At 60.0% G+C, this 25,494-nt stretch carries 19 protein-coding genes and 1 pseudogene; 12 read left to right on the forward strand and 8 right to left on the reverse strand.

Going from position 1 to position 25,494, the window contains the following annotated elements; genetic code table 11:
* Window positions 1-220 precede the first annotated feature (220 nt).
* From PSJE_RS21230 to glnA, 4 genes are all read right to left on the reverse strand, one after another.
* Window positions 221-841 carry a DUF4124 domain-containing protein gene (locus PSJE_RS21230; protein ID WP_090452603.1) on the reverse strand — a complete coding sequence of 207 codons (621 nt, stop codon included), beginning with the start codon at window positions 839-841 and terminating at the stop codon, window positions 221-223.
* Complete coding sequence (locus PSJE_RS21235; protein WP_090452605.1) at window positions 838-1,353, reverse strand: DUF4124 domain-containing protein; 516 nt, start codon at window positions 1,351-1,353, stop codon at window positions 838-840. The genes PSJE_RS21230 and PSJE_RS21235 overlap by 4 nt, the downstream gene beginning before the upstream one ends.
* Before the next feature lie 25 nt (window positions 1,354-1,378).
* Window positions 1,379-1,801, reverse strand: coding sequence for a cupin domain-containing protein (locus tag PSJE_RS21240; protein WP_090452607.1), 423 nt, complete (start codon window positions 1,799-1,801; stop codon window positions 1,379-1,381).
* Window positions 1,802-1,979: 178 nt separating this feature from the next.
* The gene (glnA, locus tag PSJE_RS21245) at window positions 1,980-3,386 is read right to left on the reverse strand and encodes a type I glutamate--ammonia ligase (RefSeq protein WP_008002929.1); all 1,407 of its coding nucleotides are present in this window, start codon (window positions 3,384-3,386) and stop codon (window positions 1,980-1,982) included.
* A gap of 328 nt (window positions 3,387-3,714) precedes the next feature.
* Between glnA and thiI the strand changes: the two genes are divergently transcribed.
* Together thiI and typA are read left to right on the forward strand one after the other, a co-directional pair.
* Window positions 3,715-5,169, forward strand: a complete 1,455-nt coding sequence (thiI, locus tag PSJE_RS21255) for a tRNA uracil 4-sulfurtransferase ThiI (protein ID WP_090452611.1) — start codon at window positions 3,715-3,717, stop codon at window positions 5,167-5,169.
* A 139-nt stretch (window positions 5,170-5,308) separates the two neighbouring features.
* Window positions 5,309-7,129 (forward strand): translational GTPase TypA, encoded by a 1,821-nt coding sequence (typA, locus tag PSJE_RS21260; protein ID WP_057712399.1) that lies wholly within the window; start codon window positions 5,309-5,311, stop codon window positions 7,127-7,129.
* Between the two features lie 219 nt (window positions 7,130-7,348).
* On the opposite strand, the gene PSJE_RS21265 is transcribed toward typA, so the two are convergent.
* Window positions 7,349-7,786, reverse strand: coding sequence for a YkgJ family cysteine cluster protein (locus PSJE_RS21265; RefSeq protein WP_090452613.1), 438 nt, complete (start codon window positions 7,784-7,786; stop codon window positions 7,349-7,351).
* A 255-nt stretch (window positions 7,787-8,041) separates the two neighbouring features.
* On the opposite strand from PSJE_RS21265, the gene PSJE_RS21270 reads away from it, so the two are divergent.
* The 5 genes from PSJE_RS21270 (at window position 8,042) to PSJE_RS21290 (ending at window position 17,251) form a co-directional block, all read left to right on the forward strand.
* Complete coding sequence (locus PSJE_RS21270) at window positions 8,042-10,492, forward strand: glycogen/starch/alpha-glucan phosphorylase (RefSeq protein WP_090452615.1); 2,451 nt, start codon at window positions 8,042-8,044, stop codon at window positions 10,490-10,492.
* 290 nt (window positions 10,493-10,782) lie between these two features.
* Window positions 10,783-13,989, forward strand: a complete 3,207-nt coding sequence (locus tag PSJE_RS21275) for a DUF2339 domain-containing protein (protein WP_090452618.1) — start codon at window positions 10,783-10,785, stop codon at window positions 13,987-13,989.
* The gene (locus tag PSJE_RS21280) at window positions 13,986-15,359 is read left to right on the forward strand and encodes a DUF3999 domain-containing protein (RefSeq protein WP_090452620.1); all 1,374 of its coding nucleotides are present in this window, start codon (window positions 13,986-13,988) and stop codon (window positions 15,357-15,359) included. The genes PSJE_RS21275 and PSJE_RS21280 overlap by 4 nt, the downstream gene beginning before the upstream one ends.
* 275 nt (window positions 15,360-15,634) lie before the next feature.
* The gene (locus PSJE_RS21285; RefSeq protein WP_007975526.1) at window positions 15,635-16,645 is read left to right on the forward strand and encodes a class 1 fructose-bisphosphatase; all 1,011 of its coding nucleotides are present in this window, start codon (window positions 15,635-15,637) and stop codon (window positions 16,643-16,645) included.
* 3 nt (window positions 16,646-16,648) lie between these two features.
* The gene (locus tag PSJE_RS21290; RefSeq protein WP_057712395.1) at window positions 16,649-17,251 is read left to right on the forward strand and encodes a DUF924 family protein; all 603 of its coding nucleotides are present in this window, start codon (window positions 16,649-16,651) and stop codon (window positions 17,249-17,251) included.
* A 114-nt stretch (window positions 17,252-17,365) separates the two neighbouring features.
* Here PSJE_RS21290 and PSJE_RS32245 read toward each other — a convergent pair whose 3' ends face one another.
* Together PSJE_RS32245 and PSJE_RS32250 are read right to left on the reverse strand one after the other, a co-directional pair.
* Entirely contained in the window at window positions 17,366-18,130 is a 765-nt protein-coding gene (locus tag PSJE_RS32245; RefSeq protein WP_371318464.1) for a methyl-accepting chemotaxis protein, read from the reverse strand.
* A gap of 93 nt (window positions 18,131-18,223) precedes the next feature.
* Window positions 18,224-19,258, reverse strand: a pseudogene (locus PSJE_RS32250) (HAMP domain-containing protein); the annotation flags it as partial.
* A gap of 281 nt (window positions 19,259-19,539) precedes the next feature.
* On the opposite strand from PSJE_RS32250, the gene PSJE_RS21300 reads away from it, so the two are divergent.
* Together PSJE_RS21300 and PSJE_RS21305 are read left to right on the forward strand one after the other, a co-directional pair.
* The gene (locus tag PSJE_RS21300) at window positions 19,540-19,794 is read left to right on the forward strand and encodes a hypothetical protein (protein ID WP_007975531.1); all 255 of its coding nucleotides are present in this window, start codon (window positions 19,540-19,542) and stop codon (window positions 19,792-19,794) included.
* 30 nt (window positions 19,795-19,824) lie between these two features.
* Window positions 19,825-20,394, forward strand: a complete 570-nt coding sequence (locus PSJE_RS21305; RefSeq protein ID WP_057712393.1) for a lipocalin family protein — start codon at window positions 19,825-19,827, stop codon at window positions 20,392-20,394.
* Between the two features lie 114 nt (window positions 20,395-20,508).
* Here PSJE_RS21305 and PSJE_RS21310 read toward each other — a convergent pair whose 3' ends face one another.
* A complete protein-coding gene (locus tag PSJE_RS21310) occupies window positions 20,509-21,873 on the reverse strand; it encodes a formimidoylglutamate deiminase (protein WP_090452622.1) in 1,365 nt (454 codons plus the stop codon).
* Window positions 21,874-22,019: 146 nt separating this feature from the next.
* Between PSJE_RS21310 and hutC the strand changes: the two genes are divergently transcribed.
* From hutC to hutU, 3 genes are all read left to right on the forward strand, one after another.
* A complete protein-coding gene (hutC, locus tag PSJE_RS21315) occupies window positions 22,020-22,730 on the forward strand; it encodes a histidine utilization transcriptional repressor HutC (RefSeq protein ID WP_173677901.1) in 711 nt (236 codons plus the stop codon).
* Window positions 22,727-23,296: a HutD/Ves family protein gene (locus PSJE_RS21320; RefSeq protein ID WP_090452625.1), complete on the forward strand. Its 570-nt coding sequence runs from the start codon at window positions 22,727-22,729 to the stop codon at window positions 23,294-23,296. The genes hutC and PSJE_RS21320 overlap by 4 nt, the downstream gene beginning before the upstream one ends.
* A 496-nt stretch (window positions 23,297-23,792) precedes the next feature.
* Window positions 23,793-25,475, forward strand: a complete 1,683-nt coding sequence (gene hutU, locus PSJE_RS21325; RefSeq protein WP_090452626.1) for a urocanate hydratase — start codon at window positions 23,793-23,795, stop codon at window positions 25,473-25,475.
* Window positions 25,476-25,494: the final 19 nt, after the last annotated feature.

A 25,494-nucleotide genomic window follows, 5' to 3' on the forward strand; every position in this document is an offset into this window, starting at 1 on the left:
TCTTTTAGGGCAGAGCGTGCGTAAAAAAATGCTGATACGGGCAAAATGCAAAAACCAAACCAAGGCTCCGAAAAGAAGCGTTCAGCGCCTGAAACAGGCGTTTGACGCTCGTTTACGTGGCGTTCTGCCAGCTATCGCGGGTACTTTCGAACCAAAATGGGTTGGGGTGTGAGTACGGTGCAAACAATTGCACCAATATAGTGCGCAAGCCTGAACGAGGTTAAAAGAGTCTCAAGAAAGGATTTTTTTCTTCGCCTGGTCTGTCGCTGAGCGGGCATTCCGGCCGCTGGCCGTAGTCTTCGAGAGTGCAGGGTTTGATCCTGCGCTTCTGGGCGAGAGACGTGCGCTGCATGTGGAAAGGTTGGTTGGCGGTGCGTTCGACGATGCGCCCCTGTTCGTCGAGGATTTCCACGGACAGGGTATGGCTGCCGCGATCGATGTTGCTCAGCGGGAACACCGGGCTCAGGCCAGGTTCGGCGGTGGGCTGGCCGTCGAGCAGCAACCGGTAGTGGTGACCGGGTTGCAGGGCCGGTTCGTTGGTGGCGCTGACAATGACTTCGCCAGTGTTGCTGCGGATGGTTGCGTCGGGTTCCGGGATCAGGATACGCAGCACCTCATAGTGGAACAGCGCCTGTACTTCAGGACTGCCCTCGGCGATCAACGGTCCTGCGCTGGTGGGGTTGGCCGCTATTCGATTGCTCTTTGTCAGCGGTACACGCCGGGCGTCGCCGGGTTTTGGCTGGTCGGTGAAAACCCGGTTGCCCTGAACATCGACATACATGAAGACCTCTGCCGAGGCGGGCTGGGCGATCAGGCAGGCAATCAGTAGCCAGACCTTCAAGGTTTGTGCACCCGCTGTACGGTGAATGTCACCGCAGGGCTCTGCTGCACAACGTTTTCGCCATCGATCACTTGCACGGCGAGGCGGTGTTCGCCGCGATCGATGTTCACCAGTTGCAGGGTCGGCACGTTGCCTGGCTGGCCGTAGGGCTGGCTGTCCAGCAGCAGGCGCAACAGGTGGGTGGCTTGCAGGCGCGGTTTGATCAGTACGTTAATCGTGAAGGTGCCATTGTTGGCACGTAACGCTTCTGTGGTGGGCAGGCCGGTGAGTTCCAGTTTTTCGTAGGCTCGGTGGGTCGGCTCGGTGTTATTGCCTGCCAGAGGTTGTGCAGGATCGACGGGCGGTTGACGCTCGATGCTGTTGATCGGTGGCAAATCAACCGCCCGGGCGTCAACGCCATCGGGCGGTTGATTGCTGTAGGCGGTATTGCCGGCGGCATCGGTGTATTTGTAGATTTGGGCCATCACAGGAGAAATGAAGGACAGCAGTAGAAGTAATAAAAGTGGCCGCATTCGGACTCCCTGTGTGAAGCAAAGACTACTCCGCCAATGGAATACCTTCGCTGCCAGCATAGAACACAACAAGTTCTACCGGTTCATCGCCGGTGACTCCGCGATGAGTGATATTGACCATTTCGGCCAGTGCTTCGCCTTGTTTGACGCGTCTGGTCTGGCCGCTGTTCCTGTCCTCGATCATTAGCTCGCCTGAGAGGATGTAGCCCGCGTTGGGAATGGGATGGGTGTGCCAGGGGAGTTTGGTATTGGCAGGTATTGTGAGTTTGAGCACTGTCAGCTCGGGCACGGCATCCGGGTAGCGAATGTAAGGTGTGCCATCCCACGACTTGCTGCTTTGAAGCAGGATTTCCCGTTCGATGTCTGTCGATGGGGAAATTGTGGTGCAGCCTAGAAGGGCGAGGGCGGTGAGAGCGGCCAGTAGCGTCTTGAGTGGGAAAGTTTTCATCATTCCATCCGTTGATTGCAGGTAGAGAACAGCCTACGAGTCATTCAGATGGGTTGATGCCGGACGATGCTGTGTGTGCCCGAAGAGATGTCTAACTTTATTGTCGGAAGTTGCCTACAAAAAAGGCCTCCCGAAGGAGGCCTCTTTTTGTCACGCCGCGTGCCGCGGCGCTACCGGATCAGCAGCTGTAGTACAGCTCGTATTCCAGTGGGTGTACGAAGGTACGTACCTTGATTTCTTCTTCGCTTTTCAGGGCGATGTAAGCGTCGATGAAGTCGTCGCTGAAAACGCCGCCTTTGGTCAGGAACGCACGACCTTTGTCCAGCTCTTCCAGGGCTTCTTTCAGGCTGCCGCAAACTTGTGGGATCTCTTTGGCCTCTTCAGGCGGCAGGTCGTACAGGTTTTTGTCAGCGGCGTCGCCAGGGTGGATCTTGTTCTGGATGCCGTCCAGGCCAGCCATCAACAGTGCGGCGAAGCACAGGTACGGGTTGGCAGCCGGATCCGGGAAGCGTGCTTCGATACGGCGGGCTTTCGGGCTCGACACGTAAGGAATACGGATCGAAGCGGAACGGTTGCGAGCCGAGTAGGCCAGCATCACTGGAGCTTCGAAGCCTGGAACCAGACGCTTGTAGGAGTTGGTCGCCGGGTTGGTGAAGCCGTTCAGGGCCTTACCGTGCTTGATGATGCCGCCGATGAAGTACAGGGCGGTGTCGGACAGGCCGGCATAGCCTTCGCCAGCGAAGGTGTTCTTGCCATCTTTCCAGATGGACATGTGTACGTGCATACCCGAGCCGTTGTCGCCGTACAGAGGCTTAGGCATGAAGGTCGCGGTGCGGCCGTAGGCATCGGCAACGTTGTGCACGACGTACTTCAGGGTTTGGGTTTCGTCGGCTTTCTTCACCAGGGTGTTGAACTTGACGCCGATTTCGTTCTGGCCGGCAGTCGCCACTTCGTGGTGGTGAACTTCGACGGTCAGGCCCATTTCTTCCAGTGCGTTGCACATGGAGGTACGGATTTCGTGGTCGTGGTCGAACGGCGGAACCGGGAAGTAGCCGCCTTTGACGCCTGGACGGTGGCCTTTGTTGCCGCCTTCGATGTCCTGGTCGGACATCCACGAACCTTGTTCAGAGTAGATCTTGAACATGGAGCCGGAAATGTCGGACTTGAACTTCACCTGGTCGAAGATGAAGAACTCTGGCTCAGGACCTGCGTATACGGTGTCACCGATAGCGGTGGCTTTCAGGTGCTCTTCGGCGCGCTTGGCGATCGCACGTGGGTCGCGGTCGTAGCCTTGCATGCTCGAAGGCTCGATGATGTCGCAGACCAGGATCAGGGTCGGTTCTTCGGTGAACGGATCCAGAACAGCGGTGGAGTCGTCCGGCATCAGGATCATGTCGGAGGCTTCGATGCCTTTCCAGCCGGCGATGGAGGAGCCGTCGAACATTTTGCCGACTTCGAAGAAGTCGTCATCCAGCGCATCGCGAGCCGGCATGGTCACGTGGTGCTGAGTGCCTTTGGTGTCCGTGAAGCGCAGATCAATCCACTTGACGTCATGATCTTTGATGAGTTGAACCGACTTCGACATAGTGTCCTCCGGGTGTATTAGGGCTGGTAGTGGATGCCCTTAAATGTTTGTGATGCCGGCGCGAATACTCTGCCAAGGCAACCTGCCTCACAAGGGAGCAAATTGCATGCCAGTGCCCCAGCATGGATTTTTTGCCCCAAAATCACGCTTGAGAGGGCGTTTTGCCCTTTAAAGCAGAAAAGCTCGCCCTGTAATGTGGCGCCATATCCAATAAGTGACCTGTTTTGGTGCATGCAAAACCTTCTGCACATTAACTGGTTAAACCTTGAGCAATTTCCGCTATAATCCGCGCCCCCCTTTTTCGGCAGGCCATGCGCGCGCTGTTTCCATGAAATTAATCGTAAAAGTCTTCCCCGAGATCACCATCAAGAGTCGACCTGTCCGGACGAAATTTATCCGCCAGTTGGCCAAAAACATCCGCGCCGTGCTCCGTGATCTGGACCCGGTCGTGGTGGTGAACGGCGTGTGGGACAATCTCGAGCTGGAAACCCGTGTTACCGACCCGAAAGCCTTGAAAGAGATGGGTGAGCGCCTGACCTGCATGCCGGGCATCGCGCACTTTCTGCAGATCGACGAGTACCCGCTGGGCGACTTCGACGACATCACCGAAAAGTGCAGGCAGCACTACGGCGATGCGCTGGCCGGGAAAATTTTCTCGGTGCGCTGCAAGCGTGCGGGCAAGCACACGTTCAGCTCGATGGACGTCGAAAAATACGTCGGCAGCAAGCTGCGTCGCGAGTGCGGCGCAGCCGGGATCGACCTGAAAGCGCCGGAAATCGAAGTCCGGATCGAAGTTCGCGACCAACGGTTGTTCGTGATCCACAGCCAGCACAACGGCATCGGCGGATATCCGCTGGGCGCGCTGGAGCAGACCCTGGTGCTGATGTCCGGTGGCTTCGACTCCACCGTGGCGGCCTACCAGATCATGCGCCGCGGCCTGATGGCGCATTTCTGCTTCTTCAATCTGGGCGGACGTGCCCACGAACTGGGCGTCATGGAAGTCGCGCATTTCATCTGGAAGAAGTACGGCAGCTCCCAGCGCGTGCTATTTGTCAGTGTGCCGTTCGAAGAAGTGCTGGGCGAAATTCTCGGCAAAGTCGATAACAGTCATATGGGCGTAGTATTGAAGCGTATGATGTTGCGCGCTTCCTCCCAAATTGCCGATCGACTGCACATCGACGCACTGGTCACCGGTGAGGCGATCTCCCAGGTGTCGAGCCAGACGCTGCCGAACCTGTCAGTGATCGACTGCGTGACCGAAAAGCTGGTACTGCGCCCGCTGATCGCCAGTCACAAGCAGGACATTATCGACACGGCAATCGAAATCGGCACCGCCGATTTCGCCCGGCACATGCCGGAATACTGCGGCGTCATCTCGGTCAATCCGAAGACCGCGGCCAAGCGCTATCGCGTCGAGCATGAAGAGAAAGAATTCGATATGGCGGTACTCGAGCGTGCGCTCGAAAACGCCAAGCTGGTGCCGATCGATCGCGTGATCGATGAATTGGGCCAGGACTTGCAGATTGAAGAAGTCAGCGAAGCGCTGGCCGGTCAGATCGTCATCGACATCCGTCACCCGGATGCCGCTGAAGACGACCCGCTGGACCTCGCTGGCATCGAGGTACAAACGATGCCGTTTTATGCAGTGAACGCTCGTTTCAAGGAACTGGACCCTACTCGCCAGTACCTGCTGTATTGCGACAAAGGCGTGATGAGTCGCCTGCATGCCCACCATTTGCTCAGTGAGGGGCATGCCAATGTGCGCGTTTATCGACCGAGCTAAGTGCCCGGGGCTGTTTGCCTGTGGCCTGCGTCACCGGCCCCCCGATGCCACCGTCAAGCTGTAACGGCTTTCACGGACGCTACTGTTAATCGCTGCCAAGACTTGTCAGCACACCGAATCCTCTGATCGAGATACACAAGTGATCGAAAATCTACGCAACATCGCCATCATTGCCCACGTTGACCATGGTAAGACCACCCTGGTAGACAAACTCCTGCGTCAATCCGGCACCCTGGAGCGCAACGAGCTCAACGACGAGCGCGTGATGGACTCCAACGACCAGGAGAAAGAGCGCGGTATTACCATTCTGGCGAAAAACACCGCCATCAACTGGAACGGCTACCACATCAACATCGTGGACACCCCGGGCCACGCCGACTTCGGCGGCGAAGTTGAACGCGTAATGTCGATGGTCGACTCCGTTCTGCTGCTGGTTGACGCTCAAGACGGCCCTATGCCGCAAACCCGTTTCGTGACCAAGAAGGCTTTCGAAGCCGGCCTGCGTCCGATCGTGTGCATCAACAAGGTTGACCGTCCAGGCGCGCGTCCGGACTGGGTTCTGGACCAGATCTTCGACCTGTTCGACAACCTGGGTGCCACCGAAGAACAGCTGGACTTCAAAGTCGTCTACGCCTCGGCCCTGAACGGTATTGCCGGTCTGGACCACACCGAAATGGCTGAAGACATGACCCCGCTGTACCAGTCGATCGTCGACAACGTACCGGCGCCGGCTGTTGACCGTGAAGGTCCGTTCCAGATGCAGATCTCCGCACTGGACTACAACAGCTTCCTGGGTGTTATCGGTGTTGGCCGTATCGCTCGTGGTCGCGTCAAGCCGAACACCCCGGTTGTGGCTATCGGTGCCGACGGCAAGAAGCGTAACGGTCGTATCCTGAAGCTGATGGGTCACCACGGTCTGCACCGCATCGACGTTGAAGAAGCTGCAGCAGGCGATATCGTGTGCATCAGCGGTATGGACTCGCTGTTCATCTCCGACACCCTGTGCCACCCGGACACGGTCGAAGCGATGAAGCCGCTGACCGTCGACGAGCCAACCGTTTCCATGACCTTCCAGGTAAACGACTCGCCATTCTGCGGTAAAGAAGGCAAGTTCGTGACTTCCCGTAACATCAAGGAACGTCTGGACAAAGAGCTGCTGTACAACGTTGCACTGCGCGTTGAAGAAGGCGACTCGGCTGACAAGTTCAAGGTTTCCGGCCGTGGCGAACTGCACCTCTCGGTACTGATCGAAACCATGCGTCGCGAAGGCTTCGAAATGGCTGTAGGCCGTCCGGAAGTGATCATCCGTCTGGTTGACGGCGTGAAGCACGAACCGTTCGAAAACGTCACCATCGACCTGCCGGAAGAATCCCAGGGCAAGGTGATGGAAGAGATGGGCCTGCGTAAGGGCGACCTGACCAACATGGTGCCGGATGGCAAGGGCCGTGTACGTCTGGAATACAACATCCCTGCTCGCGGTCTGATCGGTTTCCGTAACCAGTTCCTGACCCTGACCAACGGTGCTGGCATCCTGACCTCGATCTTCGACCGTTACGACGTGATGAAGTCCGGCGACATGTCCGGCCGTCAGAACGGCGTTCTGGTTTCGGTTGAAACCGGCAAGGCACTGACCTACTCCCTGGAAACACTGCAGGCGCGTGGCAAGCTGTTCGTAGAACACGGTCAGGAAATCTACAACGGTCAGATCGTTGGTCTGAACAGCCGTGACAACGACCTGGGCGTTAACCCTACCAAGGGCAAGAAGCTCGACAACATGCGTGCTTCGGGTAAAGACGAAACCATCGCTCTGGTTCCACCTGTTCGCTTCACCCTGGAACAGGCTCTGGAATTCATCCAGGACGACGAGCTGTGTGAAGTAACTCCTAAGTCCATCCGTCTTCGCAAGAAGATCCTGGACGAAAGCGAGCGTACCCGCGCTGCCAAGAAAGCCAAGGCATAAGATTTAGCCCTGGCTGAACGAAAACGCCCCCGGTCGAGAGACCGGGGGCGTTTTTGTTTGTCTGGGATTTATGCGGTGTTTGTTCGGGCCTCATCGCGAGCAAGCTCGCTCCCACAGGGGGTCTGTGGTGTTCACACAATTTGTGGTTCACCTCGAACACTGTGGGAGCGAGCTTGCTCGCGATGGCGGCCGATCAGCCGCCGCAAATTTCAGGAAGTATCAGAACCGCTCGATACTCCGCGAACTCCGCTCGCGCTCCACTTCTTTTGGCTTGTACGCGCAATACCCCGGCCGCGGGCCGATTTTCGGGTGATTGCGGCAAGTATCCGGGCGCTTATCATAAATAGTGCACAGACGGCTCTTACGATCCAGGTACAGGCAATCGTTGTTGCTCATGCGCTGGAGGGTAAAGATTCCTGACTTCTGATTGAAGCGTTCGACCAAGCCTTCCTTTTGCAGGCGCTTGGCGATGTTCTTCGGCGGATCACCCAGCTCGAACTCATCGACCACGCCGATGCGGATCAGATCCTTGATCTTGACCTCGACGGGCAGGGTGCAGCAGCTGGACATGCACGAGCCGCACATCGGGGCAGAGTACTTGGCCCAGGTATCGAGGCGGTCGATCTCTGCGGCAGCGATCAGGTTCGGCTTCATCATCGTTTGTTACCAGCGTGTGCATCAGGGCGCGCGATCATACCGGGAGTGGTGGATTTTTGAACAACCTTTCGCCAGATTTTTTCACGGCCGACCAATAAACCGCTAATCCGGCACGGCCCCTGCATTGAATCAGGTACACGACAATGTATTGCCGACCCGATTCGCCCTTACAGGAAAAACTGCCGAACCAGAGCCTCTACCGCCTGTCAGACCGTCTAGGCTCAGACAACTCCAAGCTCGCTCGAGGTCCTATCGATGACTCAAGAACCACTTGTTCGCGAAGCAGAGGTGGCCGCATTCCGCGACGCCGTCTTGACCAAACTCACTTATGCAGTGGGTAAAGACCCGGATCACGCCTTCGACCACGACTGGTTCGAAGCCATTGCCCTGGCCGCGCGGGATCACATGGTCGAGCACTGGATGGACCACACGCGGCAGATCTACCGCAAAGGTCAGAAGCGCGTCTATTACCTCTCCCTGGAATTTCTCATCGGTCGGCTGTTGTTCGACAGCCTGAGCAATCTCGGCCTGCTCGACGTGGCCCGCGAAGCCCTGACCGAACTCGGCGTCGACCTTGAGCGCATCCGCACGCTGGAGCCCGATGCGGCCCTGGGCAACGGCGGCCTCGGGCGTCTGGCGGCGTGTTTCCTGGAAAGCATGTCGACCCTCGGCATCGCCGGTCATGGCTACGGCATCCGCTATGAGCACGGGTTGTTCCGCCAGGCGATTGTCGATGGCTGGCAGCAGGAGCAGACCGAACACTGGCTGGATTTCGGCAACCCGTGGGAGTTCGAGCGGCCGGAAGTGGCTTACACCATCGGTTTCGGCGGCAGTGTCGAGACCCTGACCGACGACACCGGCAAATCCCGACAAGTCTGGTCCCCGGCGGAAACCGTGCGAGCGATTGCCTACGACACGCCGGTGGTCGGCTGGCGTGGGGCGAGCGTCAACACGCTGCGCCTGTGGCGTGCCCGGGCCATGGAAGATCTGCACCTGGAGCGTTTCAACGCCGGTGACCACCTGGGCGCCGTGGCTGAAGTGGCCAGGGCCGAAAGCATCTCCCGGGTGCTGTACCCGGCGGACAGCACCGAGGCCGGCCAGGAGTTGCGCCTGCGCCAGGAGTACTTCTTCGTCGCCGCCTCGTTGCAGGATCTGCTGCGCCGCCATCGCAACATGCACACCTCGGTGCTGACCCTGGGCGATCACGCCTCTATCCAGCTCAACGACACTCACCCCTCGATTGCCGTGGCTGAACTGATGCGGCAACTGGTCGACGTGTATGACGTGGCGTGGGATGCCGCGTGGCAGGTCACCGTCGATACGCTGTCCTACACCAACCACACATTGCTGCCCGAAGCGCTGGAAACCTGGCCGGTCGGCTTGATGGAACGCATGTTGCCGCGGCACATGCAGATCATTTACCTGATCAACGCCCACCACATCGACTCCCTGCGGGCCAAAGGCATTCACGACTTCGACGTACTGCGCGCGGTGTCGCTGATCGAGGAAGACAACGGTCGCCGGGTGCGCATGGGCAACCTGGCGTTTCTCGGTTCCCACAGCATCAACGGTGTGTCCGGGCTACATACGCAGCTGATGCGTCAAACGGTGTTCTCCGAACTGCACAAGCTCTACCCGGAGCGGATCAACAACAAAACCAACGGCATCACCTTCCGCCGCTGGTTGTATCAGGCCAACCCCGAGCTGACCTCGATGCTGGTCGATGCCCTTGGCCCCGAGGTGCTGGACAACCCGGAAGAGCGTTTGCTCGCCCTTGAACCGTTCGCCGAGAAAAGTGCATTCCGCAAGGCGTTTGCCGAGCAACGCCTGCACAGCAAGAAAGCCCTGGCGTACCTGATTCATGAGCGACTGGGCGTGGCGGTCAACCCGGCGGCGATGTTCGACGTGCAGGTCAAGCGAATCCACGAGTACAAACGCCAGTTGCTCAACCTGATGCACACCGTGGCGTTGTACCAGGCGATTCGCGCGGAGCCTGAAATCGACTGGGTGCCACGGGTGAAAATCTTCGCCGGCAAGGCAGCCGCGAGCTATCACCAGGCCAAACTGATCATCAAGCTGACCAACGACATCGCCCGGGTGGTGAACAACGACCCGACCGTGCGCGGCTTGCTCAAAGTGGTGTTCCTGCCCAACTACAACGTCAGCCTGGCGGAGAGCATCATTCCGGCGGCGGATTTGTCCGAGCAGATCTCCACCGCCGGGTTCGAAGCCTCTGGCACCAGCAACATGAAATTCGGCCTGAACGGCGCGCTGACTATCGGCACCCTGGATGGGGCCAACGTGGAAATGAGCGAGCGCATCGGCACCGAGCACATGTTTATCTTTGGTCTCAGCGCGCAGCAGGTGGAGGCGCGCAAACAGAATCATGAGTTCAGCGCGGTGCCGGATATCACCGCGTCCCATCGTCTGAACGATGTGCTGCAAGCGATTCGTGGTGGGGTGTTCTCGCCGGACGATCCGTCCCGTTACGCCGGATTGATCGATTCGCTGGTGGACTACGACCGCTTCCTGGTCTGCGCCGACTTCGATTCCTACTGGCACGCCCAGATGCGCGTCGAAGCCCATTGGCACGATTCGAAGGAGTGGTGGCGCTCGGCGGTGTTGAACACGGCGCGGATGGGCTGGTTCTCGTCGGACCGGACCATTCGCGAGTACGCCACGGAAATCTGGAAGGCACTGGAGTAGTTTTCAGCCAGAACTGCGAGCAAGGCCCGGTTGTTGACGGGCTGGGTCGATATACTAGGCGCTGGATTACCGGGCGGCAGGGTTGATCAGATTCTGAACACACCACAATTCCTTGTGGGAGCGAGCTTGCTCGCGATAGCGCACTGACATTCAACATTAATGCTGAATGTTATGGCCTCATCGCGAGCAAGCTCGCTCCTACAGGGGGTTGTGGTGTTTTCGCACTAGACTGATCAGACACTGTACCGCTTGGACTTGCCTCATGATGGGGCCGCTTAGGGATATCGACCATGCAATGGATGTTCATGCTGATAGGGCTGGTGCTCGGCTGGATACTCGACGAGTCATTCAGCGATGCGCTGCTGGGCGCGTTGTTCGGATTGGGTATCGGCCAGACCCTTCGCATGGCTCGCATGGACTCGCAGGCAGTCGAGCAGCAGCGTTTGCTGGAACAGGCGCAGGTAGCGCTGCAGGCGGTCGAGCAACGGCTGGCGCTGCTCGAAGCATCGGGCGTCAAGGCGCCGGAAACCCGCGAGCCACTTGTCTCACCTGAAACCATCCTCGATGAAGCGCCTGCCGCAGCCCCGGAGTTGGTCTGGGAGCTGCCGCCCGAACTCGAGCCGATCGCCGCAGCGGCCACCGAAACCAACCGTTCGCAGCCCGCCGATGCCTGGAAGCCCGAGCCGATCGCTCGCCAGGCACAACCACCTGTCCCTCCGCGCGGCCCGAACCTTATCGATCGCGCCATCAGCCGTGCCCGAGCCTGGTTGTTCGGCGGCAATACCGTGTTGCGGGTCGGCGTGGTGCTGTTGTTCCTCGGCCTGGCCTTTTTGCTGCGCTATGCCACCGAAGGCGTGGTGGTGCCGGTTGAGTTGCGGTACGCAGGCGTTGCGGCGGCAGCCTTGGGGTTGCTCGGGCTGGGCTGGTGGTTGCGGGCGCGCAACAGCAGTTATGCGTTGATCCTGCAAGGGGCCGGGATCGCCGTGTTGTACCTGACGGTGTTTGCCGCGATGCGCCTGCATCCGCTGCTCGATCCCACAGCGGGGTTTGGCCTGCTGGTGGCGGTGACAGTCTGTTCGGCGATTCTCGCCATTACCCAGGACTCCCTGGGGTTGGCCGCCGCTGCCGCACTGGGCGGATTCGCCGCGCCGCTGCTGGCCTCCACCGGCGCCGGCAGCCACGTCGCGCTGTTCAGCTACTTTGCCCTGCTCAACGCCGGCATCTTCGCCATCGCCTGGTTCAAGGCCTGGCGGCTGTTGAATGTCATCGGGTTCAGCGGCACCTTCGGCATCGGTTTCGCCTGGGGCCTGCGTTCCTACTCGCCGGAGCAGTTGTGGAGCACCGAGCCGTTTCTGATTTTGTTTTTCCTGATGTACCTGGCCATTGGTCTGCTGTTCGCCCGGCGCAGGCTGCTGGAAATGAGTGATGCACCGGCAGAGAGCAGTCGCGAATCGCTGCTGCAATGGTCGGCGCGCAAGGGCGACTACGTCGACGGCACGCTGCTGTTCGGTCCGCCGCTGGTGGGTTTCGGCTTGCAGTTCGCACTGGTGCAGCATCTGGAGTTCGCTGCGGCGTTCAGTGCATTGGCGCTGGGCATGATTTACATGGGACTTGCCCGTTGGCTGATGGCCGGGCGCACGCTGTTACTGGGGGAAACCTGCCTGGCCTTGGGCGTGATCTTCACCAGCCTGGCGATTCCGCTGGGGCTCGATGCACGCTGGACGACCGCGGCGTGGGCGGTGGAGGGCGCGGGGATCTTCTGGCTCGGCCTTCGCCAGCAAAGGCCCCTGGCCCGGGCGTTTGCCTTGCTCTTGCAACTGGGCTCGGCGCTGGTGTTTCTCAGCGAGTTGCACACCAGCGAGAGCAGCTTGCTTGGTGGTGTACCGCTAGGCGCGCTGTTATTGGGCGTTGCGTTGTTGTTCAGCTTCTACCAGTTGCGTAAAGCCTTGCCGGAGCAGATCAGGCCTTGGGAGCTAAAAGGTCTGCCAGTCCTGGCGTGCCTCGGGCTGGCGTTTCTCTATTTGCTGGCGCCGTTGTTTTTCTTCAGCCACGGCACGGTGATCAGTTGGGCCTTGGCCGGGGCGTTGACGTTGTTGGTTGGCTTGCGCCTGCCATCGCGCACATTCGTATTCACCGCGCTCGCTGTGCAACTGTTGGGTGGTGCACTGTTCCTGGCGACGGGGCCGCTGTTCAGTGAAGGGCTGAGTCCCTTGGCTCATGCTGGATTCTGGGCGCCGCTGGTGTTGGGGCTGGCAGCGATGGTCGGGGCATGGCGTTTGCAGATGGGGCATTCGCCCGAAGCATTCGAAGGGCTGAGCCTGTTGCGATTGTCCCAGGCGTTGCTGGTGTGGGGCGCGGGCTGGTGGGCATTGGCCTGGGTCATCGAAGTGCTGCATTTTGCGTCGCTGCCGATGCAGGCGACTTTGTTGTTAAGCATCGCAGCTGTGAGTGTTGCGCTGTGGACGGTGTTGGCGCTGCGCCTGAAATGGCCGTCACTGGGGGTGCTCGGTACGGTGTTGATTCCCGCGGCGGCGCTGGTGCTGCTGGCAGCCTGGCACTCGCGTTACCACCCGGCGGCCAACGTCGGCTGGCTGGCGTGGGCCGCCGTGTTCGTGGTGCATTTCATGTCCCTGCGACGCCTGGCGCCCATGCTGCCAGCACGCGTGACGAGTGTCGCCCATGTGCTCGGCTGTTGGCTGTTGATGGGGGTGCTGGCGCTGGAGCTGCGTTATGGCTTGCTGGTGTTGTCCGAGCAATACAACGCTTGGCGCTGGTTGGGTTGGGCGATTCTGCCAAGTCTGTATCTGGTTCTGATGGCGGCGCCTCGCGCGTGGCCGTGGCCGGTGGCGGCGTACTCGAGGGAATACCGTGTATACGCCGCCGCGCCGCTGGCGTTGCTGATGCTCGGCTGGTTCTGGCTGGCGAATGTCGCCAGTGACGGCAACGCCGAGCCACTGCCCTACGTGCCATTGATCAACCCGCTGGAGCTGGGCCTGTTGTTCGCGCTGTTCGGCATCTATGTCTGGTCCCGCAGCGCCATGACACAACTGGCGCTGTACAAGGATTACGCCGCCATCGCCACGCAAGGGGTCGCAGGTGCCTCGCTGTTCGTGTTCTTTACGGCATTGGTAATGCGTACGGCGCACCATTGGAGCGGGGTGCCGTTCGAGCTGGATCTGTTGCTGGCGTCGATGCGGGTGCAAGCCGGGTTATCCATCGTCTGGACCTTGATGGCCCTGAGCCTGATGATCGGTGGCCATTTGCGTCGCCACCGCGAAGTCTGGTTGATCGGCGCCGCCTTGATAGGTGTGGTCGTGGCTAAGCTGTTCTTTGTCGAATTGAGTAATCGCGGCGGGCTGGCGCGGATCGTGTCGTTTATCGGTGTCGGCGTGTTGCTGCTGGTGGTGGGCTATTTCGCCCCGCTGCCGCCCAAGCGTGCCGAAGCTGTGCCGGATATCGAGAAACCGGTCCCGGAATCCGAAGGAGTGTCGTCTTGAGTCAGAAGCTGAACCTGGGCTGGTTGGGCGCTGTTGCCATGGGCGTAGTGTTGTCGGCGGTTGCCCAGGAAAAACCGGCGGACTTCACCACCCAAGTGCCTTTGTCGGTGACGGGCGAAGGGCCCTGGTATCGCCTTGAGCTGCCCCTGAACGTACAACTGAACGCACGGCAGGCCGACCTGAGCGATGTGCGTGTGTTCAATGCGGCGGGCGAAGTTCAGGCTTATGCCTTGGCCCGGGAATCGGCGCGGAGCAATGAAGCGCGCACCTTGACCGAGGTGAAATGGTTTCCGCTGTACAACTCGGTGGACGCCACTGAAACCGCGCCGAGCGTGCGGGTGCAATCGAGCACCAACGGCACTTTGGTCGAGGTGCAGCCCTCCAGTCAGCTGGAGGCGGGTGAGGAAGAGCTGCGCGGCTGGTTGCTCGACGCTTCGGCTATCAAGGCGCCGTTGCAGCAGCTGGTTCTGGACTGGAGCAGCGAGCGCGACGGCTTCCAGCGTTTCACCATCGAAGCCAGCAACGATTTGCAGCATTGGCAGTCCTGGGGCGAAGGGCAGGTGGCGCGCCTGACCTTTTCCGACGAGCGGGTCGAACAGCATGAAGTCAACCTGCCGGGCCAGTCGGCACGCTACCTGCGGTTACTGTGGATCACGCCGCATTCGGCACCGACACTGACTTCGGCGCAACTACAGAGCGCCAGTACCCGCAGCCTGCCGCTGCCGTTGGTCTGGTCCCAAGGGTTGACCGGCAGCAGCGTGAAGGCGGGTGAATACACCTGGCAGTTGCCGATGGGGCTGAATGTCGAGCGGGTGCAGGTCGAGTTGAGCCAGCCCAACAGCCTGGCGCCAGTGAGCCTGGCCGGCCGTCGCGACAGCAGTCTGCCATGGCAGTCGTTGGGCAGCGGTTTGCTCTATCGCCTGGCCCAGAACGGTCAGGATGTGGTGCAAAACGAATTGCAGTTGTCCGGGCAAATCGTCCAGCAATTGAAGCTGACCGTGGACGAACGCGGTGGCGGCCTGGGTGATCGGGCGCCGACGCTGAAGTATGCCGTGCGTGCCACACAACTGGTGTTCCTGGCGCGCGGGCCTGGGCCTTACACGCTGGTCGTGGGGAATTCGACGGCGAAGGCGGCGAACTTGCCGCTGTCGACGCTGATTCCGGATTACAGCCCGGCGAAGCTCGCGACCTTGGGCAGGGCCATTGTGGATGTCGGGGCGGTGGTCTCGAATGCATCGACAGAGAAAACGCTGGCGACGACGGACACCCAGTGGAAGAAGTTCGGCTTGTGGGCGGTGTTGTTGCTCAGTGTCCTGTTCCTGGCGGCGATGGCGTTCAGTCTGCTGCGCAAACCCTCTGTCAAATCCTGACAATGGGCGCTACGCACCCAATCGCGAGCAGGCTCGCTCCCACAGTTGGAACGCGTACCCCTGTGGGAGCGAGCCTGCTCGCGAAAGCGTTCGTTCAGTCACTGAAAAATACCGAAATGACCGCAGTTTCCAGGCTCACATCCAGTCCATTTCCTACTACGCTCATCCCCGCACATGAACTCTCTTTGGCCGATCACGTCTGATAGGAGGAAATGCGCCCCGACTCGCGTTAAACTGCGCGGGTTTTTAGCCCCCCCATTCCACCGGAGCCTTCCATGTCCCGCGTTACCTTGAGTCGCTATTTGATTGAGCAGACCCGCAGCAACAACACTCCTGCCGATCTGCGCTTCCTGATCGAAGTGGTGGCGCGTGCCTGCAAGGAGATCAACCACGCCGTGTCCAAAGGCGCCCTGGGTGGCGTTCTGGGCAGCATGGGCACTGAAAACGTCCAGGGCGAAGTGCAGAAAAAGCTCGACGTGATCTCCAACGAGATCCTGCTCGAAGCCAACGAATGGGGCGGTCACCTGGCCGGCATGGCGTCCGAAGAAATGGACAACGCCTACCAGATCCCGGGCAAATACCCGAAAGGCGCGTACCTGCTGGTATTCGACCCGCTGGACGGTTCGTCGAACATCGACATCAACGCCCCGGTCGGCACCATCTTCTCGGTACTGCGTTGCCCGAACGAATACCTGAGCCAGAACGAGCCCTTGAATGAAAAGGCTTTCCTGCAGCCAGGCACCCAGCAAGTGGCCGCCGGTTATGCGATCTACGGCCCGCAGACCATGCTGATCCTGACCCTGGGCGACGGCGTGAAAGGCTTCACCCTGGACCGTGAAATGGGCAGCTTCGTACTGACTCACGAAAACATCACCATTCCTGAAGCCACCCAGGAATTCGCCATCAACGCTTCCAACCAGCGTCACTGGGAAGCACCGGTACAGCGCTACGTCAGCGAATTGCTGGCCGGCGATGAAGGCCCGCTGAAAAAGAATTACAACATGCGTTGGGTTGCCGCGATGGTGGCTGACGTGCACCGCATCCTGACCCGTGGCGGTCTGTTCATGTACCCACGCGACAGCCGCGAGCCGTCGAAGCCGGGCAAACTGCGCCTGATGTACGAAGCCAACCCGATGTCGTTCCTGGTGGAACAGGCAGGCGGCGCGTCCACCGACGGCCACCAGCGCATCCTCGACATCCAGCCGGAAGGCCTGCACCAGCGTGTTGCGGTGTTCCTCGGTTCGAAAGAAGAAGTTGCCCGCGTTACGGCTTACCACAAGGAATAAACCATGACCGCGCCCTGGCAGCCGTTGCTTGATTGGTGGTTCGGAAGTTTCGGGTCAGCGAAGGAAGTGGCGGCGCAGAAGGGCAAGTTGTGGTTTGGCAAGCGCGACAGCCAGGACCTCGAAGCGCGTGAGCGTTTCGGGGGCCAGGCCGAGCAGGCACTGGCCGGCGGTTTGACCGAGTGGATGCAATGTCCCGAAGGTTGGCTGGCCTTGGTGCTGTTGCTCGATCAAATCCCGCGAATGATCTTTCGCGACACTCCCAAAGCATTCTCCGGCGATTCCCGGGCACAGAAATTGGTAGCCCAAGGTATTGCGGCGGATTTCGATCGCCAGTTGCAGCCGATTCAGCGGGTGTTCATCTATCTGGTGTTCGAGCACAGCGAAAACCTCGCGGTGCAGAACGAAGGTGTCTCGCGCTATATCGAACTGGTGGCGCAGCAGCCTGAAGGTGACCGAACGCTGTTTGCCGATTACCTCGATTATGCCGAGCGGCATCAGAGGGTGATTGCGCAGTTTGGGCGGTTTCCCCATCGCAATGCGGTGTTGGGGCGGGAGTCGACGGCTGAGGAGTTGGCGTTTCTCTCAAAGCCGGGCTCCAGGTTCTAGTTTTTTGTTGCTGATGCCGCCATCGCGAGCAAGCTCGCTCCCACAGTAGATCTCCAGTGCGACAAAGATCCCTGTGGGAGCGAGCTTGCTCGCGATGAGGCCAGTGGCTACGCCTTAGATCCTGAAACTACCCACCAGCTGCTTCAACCGCGCCGCCTGCTGTTCAAGATCGGCACACGCACGCAAGGTCGACTGCAGGTTCTCCACGCCTTCCTGGTTCAGCGTGTTGATTTCGGTGATGTCGACGTTGATCGACTCCACCACGGCGGTCTGTTCCTCGGTCGCGGTGGCCACCGACTGGTTCATGCCATCGATCTCCCCGATGCGCTGGGTCACGCTGCCCAGGCGTTCGCCCGCCTGGTTGGCGATGCCGACGCTGCTTTCGCTCTGGCGCTGGCTGTCGGTCATGATGCCCACCGCTGCCCGGGCACCGACTTGCAGCTCTTCGATCATCGTCTGCACTTGCTGCGCCGAGTCCTGGGTGCGGTGAGCGAGGTTGCGCACCTCATCGGCCACCACGGCAAAACCACGGCCGGCCTCGCCAGCGCGGGCCGCTTCAATGGCGGCGTTGAGTGCCAGCAAGTTGGTCTGCTGGGAGATGCTGGTGATCACTTCCAGGATTTGCCCGATGTTGACCGTGTTGCTGTTGAGGGTCTCGATGTTGCCGCACGAGTCGCTGATCTTGGCCGACAGTTGCTGCATCGCCGCGATGGTTTTATCCACCACCTGTTGACCGTCTTCGGCCAGGCTGCGGGCATCGCTGGAATGTTGCGAGGCGAGGGCGGCGTTCTGGGCGATTTCCTGGGCGGCGGCACCGAGCTGGTTGATCGCAGCGGCCACGCTGCTGGTGCGCGAGGCTTGCTGGTCGGAATTGAACATCGACGAGTTCGAGGCGGCGACTACCCGCAGCGCCACTTCGTTGACCTGGCCGGTGGCCGAGGATACTTCGATGATCGAGGTATGGATGCGCTCGACGAAACGGTTGAACGACAGCCCCAGCGCGCCGAATTCGTCGTGGCCGTGAATGGTCAGGCGTTTGGTCAAGTCACCTTCGCCTTCGGCGATGTCATGCATGGCGCGCCCCATGGTCAGCAACGGTTGCATCAACAGGCTGATCAGCATGCCCAGCAGGGCGATGATGATCACCACCGCAATGACCATGGCGATGATCGCCGAGGTGCGGAATTCGCTGAGCATCGAGAACGCGGTTTCCTGGTCGAGCACCAGCGCTACGTACCAGTCCGCCGATGGCACGCCGTTGACGTGGGTGAAAGAGATGAACTGACGCTTGCCGTCGATCTCGACTTCCTTCATGCCCGGGCTGACTTTCGGCGCGCCGTTGGGGTAGGCCTCGGTCAGGTTCTTGAGCACCAGCTTACTGTCCGGGTGAATCAGGATCTTGCCGTCGGCACCGACGATGAACGCATGGCCGTGACCGCCGAAGTTCAGCGAGTTGATGATCGCGCTGACGCTGGACAGGTCGATGTCGGCGCCGGCGACACCGATCATCTGGCCCAGGTGCTGCACCGGGGTGGCGACTGTGATCACCAGCTTGCCGGAGGAGGCGGCGATGTAGGGTTCGGTGACGATGGTCTGTTGCGCACTATTGGCCGCCTTGTACCAGCCACGGGCGCGCGGATCGTAGTCCGCCGCGCGGTTGCCCGCCGGGACCGAGAACATCACGCCGTCGGCGCCACCGAAGTAACTCAGCTGGAAGTTGCCGGTGTAGGCGGGCAGGTCGATGATTCGTTTCAGGCCAGCGGGAGCATTGCCGTCGGCGTTGATCTGTTGGGCCATCGACTGCAGCAATTGCATGCGGCTTTCCAGCCAGGTCTGGATGTTGCTGGTGGTCAGGCTGCCGAGTTCCTGCATCGAGGCCTCGGTACTGTTGCGCAAGGTTTCGCGTTGGCGATAGTCGTTGAACAGGATGAAACAAGCGAATGCGACGGCCACCACGAGGGCGGCAGCCAGCAATATCTTGTGGCTGAACTTCATGTTTCTGGTCATGGGTGAGCTACCGCAGAGGGGCTGTTCTACAAAATGGGGGAGCAAATGCCACTGACGTGGCTTTGCGTTGCATTTATGTCGACTGAGCGGCGCCAAAGATTAGGCGAATTCTCTGAAAAACGACGAAATGCCCGGTAAACAGGCAAAGTGGCTGATTTTCGGCAAAAGGTAGACGAGTGGCCCGATAAATAGCCTGCCGGGCAGGGAACCTGACAGGGGTTTTCTCTTCTAAGCTTCAGCTTGGCAGCCATGCCAATCCCCTACGCCCCCGGAGTTTCACCATGTCGTTGCGTTCCATCGCCCTGCTTTCATTCTGCGTATTGCTCGCTGCCTGCAGCAAGGTCAATCAGGAAAACTACTCGAAGCTCTCCGCCGGCATGGCCAAGGCCGATGTGGAGACCCTGTTGGGCAAACCCGCCGATTGTTCAGGCGCGCTCGGCATGTCCAGCTGCACCTGGGGCGACAAGAACAGCTTTATCAGCGTGCAGTTCGCCGGTGACAAAGTGCTGATGTTTTCCGGCCAAGGCCTGAAGTAAACCGGGGCGATCGCCCACGGGAGAAAAATAATGAAGCGGTTATTGATCATCCTTTTTGCCGGCCTGGTGTTGGCCGGCTGTGCCACGTCTGGCCAGGACCCATTGGCCCCCAAGACGGTCAATAGCGTCAACCTCAAGCGCTACCAGGGCACCTGGTACGAGCTGGCTCGTATGCCGATGTACTTCCAGCGCGACTGCGCGCAGTCCGAAGCCCATTACACGCTCAAGCCCGACGGCAACCTCGCAGTGCTGAACCGCTGCCTGACGGCACAGTGGCAATGGGAAGAGGTCAAGGGCACGGCTTATCCACAGGTGCCCGGCAAGAGCGACAAGCTGTGGGTCGAGTTCGATACCTGGTTTTCCAGGCTGATCCCGGGTTCGGCGAAGGGCGAATACTGGGTGCTGTACGTCAGCGATGACTACAAGACCGCCATCGTCGGTGACCCGAGCCGCAAGTATCTGTGGCTGTTGTCGCGCACGCCGACCGTGAACGGTGTGGTGCGTGAGGAGTTGCTGAGCAAGGCACGTCAGCAGGGGTACGACACCACGCGGCTGATCTGGCGGGCCTCGGAAAAGCAGATGGCCGAGACGTCCAACTGATTACAGATAACACTGTGGGAGCGAGCTTGCTCGCGATAGCGGACTGTCAGACAACATCAATGTTGAATCTGATGGCCCTATCGCGAGCAAGCTCGCTCCCACAGTTGTTTTGTGTCAGCCCAGGAGTTCGCGCAGGACTTGAGTGAAGGCGCGATTGCTTTCTTCCTCATCAGCATGCCGTCCATCCCGCACAACCCACTGGCCGTTCACCAACACGTCCCGCACCTGACGATCGCCACCGGCAAACAGCCAGCGATTAAGAATCCCGTCGCCATTGGCTGTCGCCAGATACGGATCGTTGCCGTCCAGCACCAGCCAATCCGCGCGCTTGCCGACTTCCAGAGCGCCAATCGGCTGCCCCAGCGCCTGAGCACCACCATCCAGCGCGGCATCAAACAGCGTGCGGCCGACCATTGGCTGATCCGCGCCGTACAAACGATTACGCCGCTGGTCGCGCAGACGCTGGCCGTATTCCAGCCAGCGCAACTCTTCCACCACGCTCAACGACACATGGCTGTCGGAACCGATGCCCATGCGGCCGCCCTGGGCGAGGAAATCCACCGCCGGGAAAATCCCGTCGCCAAGGTTGGCTTCGGTGGTCAGGCACAGGCCGGCGATGGCGCGGCTCCTGGCCATCGACGTGACTTCTTCCGGGCTGGCGTGGGTCGCGTGGACCAGGCACCAGCGCTGGTCGACTTCGACGTTTTCGTACAGCCATTGCAGCGGACGACGACCGCTCCAGGTCAGGCAGTCGTCGACTTCCTTCTGCTGCTCGGCGATGTGGATGTGCACCGGGCATTGTTTGTCGCTGGCGGCCAGCACTTCGCTGATCTGTTGCGGCGTGACCGCGCGCAGCGAGTGGAAACACAGGCCCAGGGCCTGCGCCGGCTGCTGCGCCAGGAGCGGTTGCAGGCGCGATTGCAGCTTGAGGTAATTTTCGGTGCTGTTGATGAAGCGACGCTGACCTTCGTTCGGAGTCTGGCCGCCGAAACCGGAGTGGCTGTAGAGCACCGGCAGCAGGGTCAGGCCGATACCGGCGGAACCTGCGGCCTGGCTGATACGCAGGGCCAGTTCGGCCGGGTCCGCGTAAGGCTGGCCACTGATGTCATGGTGTACGTAATGAAATTCCGCCACCGATGTGTAACCGGCCTTGAGCATTTCGATGTACAGCTGACGGGCGATGACGCCGAGTTGTTCCGGGCTGATTTTTCCGACGAGGCGATACATCAGGTCGCGCCAGGTCCAGAAACTGTCGTTCGGATTTCCCGCCACTTCCGCCAGCCCGGCCATGGCCCGCTGGAAGGCGTGGGAGTGTAAATTCGGCATACCCGGCAGCAGCGGACCGCTTAGCCGTTCGGCGCCATCTGCGTTGGAATCGGCCTGGATATGGGTCAAAACGCCGTCGGCGCTGACCTCAAGACGTACATTGTTGGCCCATCCACTAGGCAGCAGCGCGCGTTCGGCAAAGAAGGCGGACATGGTTCAGCACCCCATCGTGTGTTATTTGTATATACATATACAGACGTTTGCCTGCCCGGTAAACTCCGGCAAGCTAGCAATCTCTTTTCAACGAACAAGGATTAACCGTGCCGACTCCGCCTCCAGTCTCTCCGTTGGCCGCGAACATGGGCGACAGTCCGGCGCCCTTGTACGCCCGCGTCAAACAAATGATCACCCAGCAAATCGACAGTGGAAACTGGCCGCCGCACTACCGCGTGCCGTCGGAAAGCGAGCTGGTCAGCCAGTTGGGCTTCAGCCGCATGACCATCAACCGCGCCCTGCGCGAGATGACCGCCGATGGCCTGCTGGTGCGCATGCAAGGCGTCGGCACGTTCGTCGCCGAGCCGAAAAGCCAGTCTGCCTTGTTCGAAGTGCACAACATCGCCGATGAAATCGCCTCTCGCGGTCATCGCCACACCTGCAAGGTCATCACCCTTGAAGAAGAGGCCGCCGGCTCCGAGCGCGCCCTGGCCCTGGACATGCGCGAAGGGCAGAAGGTGTTCCACTCGCTGATCGTGCATTTCGAAAACGATATTCCGGTGCAAATCGAAGATCGTTTCGTCAATGCGCTGGTGGCGCCGGACTACCTCAAGCAGGACTTCACCCTGCAAACGCCCTACGCCTACCTGAACCAGGTCGCGCCGCTGACCGAAGGCGAGCACGTGGTTGAGGCGATCCTGGCCGAGTCGTCCGAATGCAAATTGCTGCAGATTGAAAAAGGCGAGCCGTGCCTGCTGATCCGTCGCCGCACCTGGTCCGGCCGTCAGCCGGTGACCGCCGCTCGCTTGATCCACCCCGGTTCCCGTCATCGTCTGGAAGGTCGGTTCCATAAATGAATCAGTTAAAGGTTTTACGCGCCAAAGATTACCCGCGCATGCCGTGGAAAAACGGCGGCGGCAGCACCGAAGAAATCACCCGCGATGCCGGCACCGGTCTGGATGGCTTTGGCTGGCGCCTGTCGATTGCCGACATTGGCGAATCGGGCGGGTTTTCCACCTTCGCCGGTTACGAGCGAGTGATCACTGTTTTGCAGGGCGACGGCATGAGCCTGACGGTGGATGGCCAGGATACTCGGCCACTGTTACCGCTGGACCCGTTTGCCTTCAGCGGTGAAAGCAAGGTTTCCTGCACATTGCTCGGCGGTGCGATTCGCGATTTCAACCTCATTTACGCACCGCAGCGTTACGCCGCGCGGTTGCAGTGGTTGTCGGGCGAGCAGCGGTTTTTCAGTGAGGCGGGGACTGTGCTGGTCTTCAGCATCAGCGATGCGCTTGAAGTGAAGGTCGGTACCAGCGCTTCGCAACTGGGTCGCCATGATTGCCTGCAACTGGTCGGTAACACTGGGCTGCTGGAAGTCTCCAGCAATGGCGCCTGCTGCGTGATCGAACTCGTCGCACGCTGATACACCATCCCTGTAGGAGCGAGCTCGCTCGCGAATAACCCAAATTCGCCGCTGGGCATCTGGTTCTACGCGTTATCGTTCACGACCATCGCGAGCAAGCTCGGCTCCTGCAGGGGCCATGTTTGCACGCGATGTTGTGCTACCCCTCAGACCGTTTCCGTCCGCGCACCAATTTGTTACCGAATGCCCCAGCGTGGCGCAAAACCACGCTCAAGTAACAATCCGCCTATCCTCCAAAAAATCCCCTCGAAAAATTTCATCTACGCCAAAACCCTTGTTCCAAGGGCTCTCCAGCTGTTTCCGAACTTTTCTTGAATGCTCATCCAACAAGTTGGCCGCTTGATTGCATATGCTTGTATGTACAAGTAAAGACGTATGCGTATGAGTCACGAAGACTCAACCATCGTCCACTGATTCGCCGGTGTGCACTGATGCCCATTGGCTTGCTCGCCCACTGCCTGGGTTGGTTTGGATTGATTGCTGAGGAGTTCTTTTCGTGACCGAGAATAAACGTACCAAGTTTCGCGACGTCGAAATCCGTGCCGCACGCGGTAACAAGCTGACCGCCAAGAGCTGGCTGACTGAAGCGCCGCTGCGCATGCTGATGAACAACCTCGACCCGGAAGTCGCCGAGAACCCTAAAGAACTGGTGGTTTACGGTGGTATCGGTCGCGCGGCACGTAACTGGGAATGCTACGACAAGATCGTCGAAAGCCTGACCAACCTGAGCGACGACGAAACCCTGCTGGTGCAATCCGGCAAGCCGGTCGGCGTGTTCAAGACCCACAGCAACGCCCCGCGCGTACTGATCGCCAACTCCAACCTGGTTCCTCACTGGGCGAGCTGGGAACACTTCAACGAACTGGACGCCAAAGGCCTGGCCATGTACGGCCAGATGACCGCCGGCAGCTGGATCTACATCGGCAGCCAGGGCATCGTCCAGGGCACCTACGAAACCTTCGTTGAAGCTGGTCGCCAGCACTACAACGACAACCTGACCGGCAAGTGGGTACTGACCGCTGGCCTGGGCGGCATGGGTGGTGCTCAGCCTCTGGCTGCAACCCTGGCTGGCGCTTGCTCGCTGAACATCGAATGCCAGCAGGTCAGCATCGATTTCCGTCTGAAAAGCCGCTACGTCGACGAGCAAGCCAAAGACCTCGACGACGCACTGGCCCGCATCGCCAAATACACCGCCGAAGGCAAAGCGATTTCCATCGCGCTGCTGGGCAACGCGGCTGAAATCCTGCCTGAACTGGTCAAGCGCGGCGTGCGCCCGGACATGGTCACCGACCAGACCAGCGCCCACGACCCGCTCAATGGCTACCTGCCAGCCGGCTGGACCTGGGACGAATACCGCGCTCGCGCCAAGACCGAACCTGCTGCCGTGATCAAAGCCGCCAAGCAATCGATGGCCGTGCACGTTAAAGCGATGCTCGACTTCCAGAAGCAAGGCATCCCGACCTTCGACTACGGCAACAACATCCGTCAGATGGCGCAAGAAGAAGGCGTGGAAAACGCATTCGACTTCCCGGGCTTCGTACCGGCCTACATCCGTCCGCTGTTCTGCCGTGGCATCGGCCCGTTCCGTTGGGCTGCACTGTCGGGCAACGCTGAAGACATCTACAAGACCGACGCCAAGGTCAAGGAACTGATCCCGGACGACGCCCACCTGCACAACTGGCTGGACATGGCCCGCGAGCGCATCAGCTTCCAGGGTCTGCCGGCACGTATCTGCTGGGTTGGCCTGGGCCTGCGCGCCAAGCTGGGCCTGGCGTTCAACGAAATGGTCCGTAGCGGCGAGTTGTCCGCGCCAATCGTGATCGGCCGCGACCACCTGGACTCCGGTTCGGTATCGAGCCCGAACCGCGAAACCGAATCGATGCAGGACGGTTCCGACGCCGTTTCCGACTGGCCACTGCTCAACGCTCTGCTCAACACCGCGAGCGGCGCGACCTGGGTGTCCCTGCACCACGGCGGCGGCGTCGGCATGGGCTTCTCCCAGCATTCGGGCATGGTGATTGTCTGCGACGGTACTGACGAAGCGGCCGAGCGTATCGCTCGCGTGCTGCACAACGACCCGGCCACTGGCGTCATGCGTCACGCCGATGCCGGTTACCAGATCGCCATCGACTGCGCCAAGGAACAAGGGCTGAACCTGCCGATGATTACCGGCAAATAACGCTGTACGGCTTTATGTG

This window comes from Pseudomonas jessenii, assembly GCF_002236115.1.
GTDB classification, from domain to species: Bacteria; Pseudomonadota; Gammaproteobacteria; order Pseudomonadales; family Pseudomonadaceae; genus Aquipseudomonas; species Aquipseudomonas jessenii.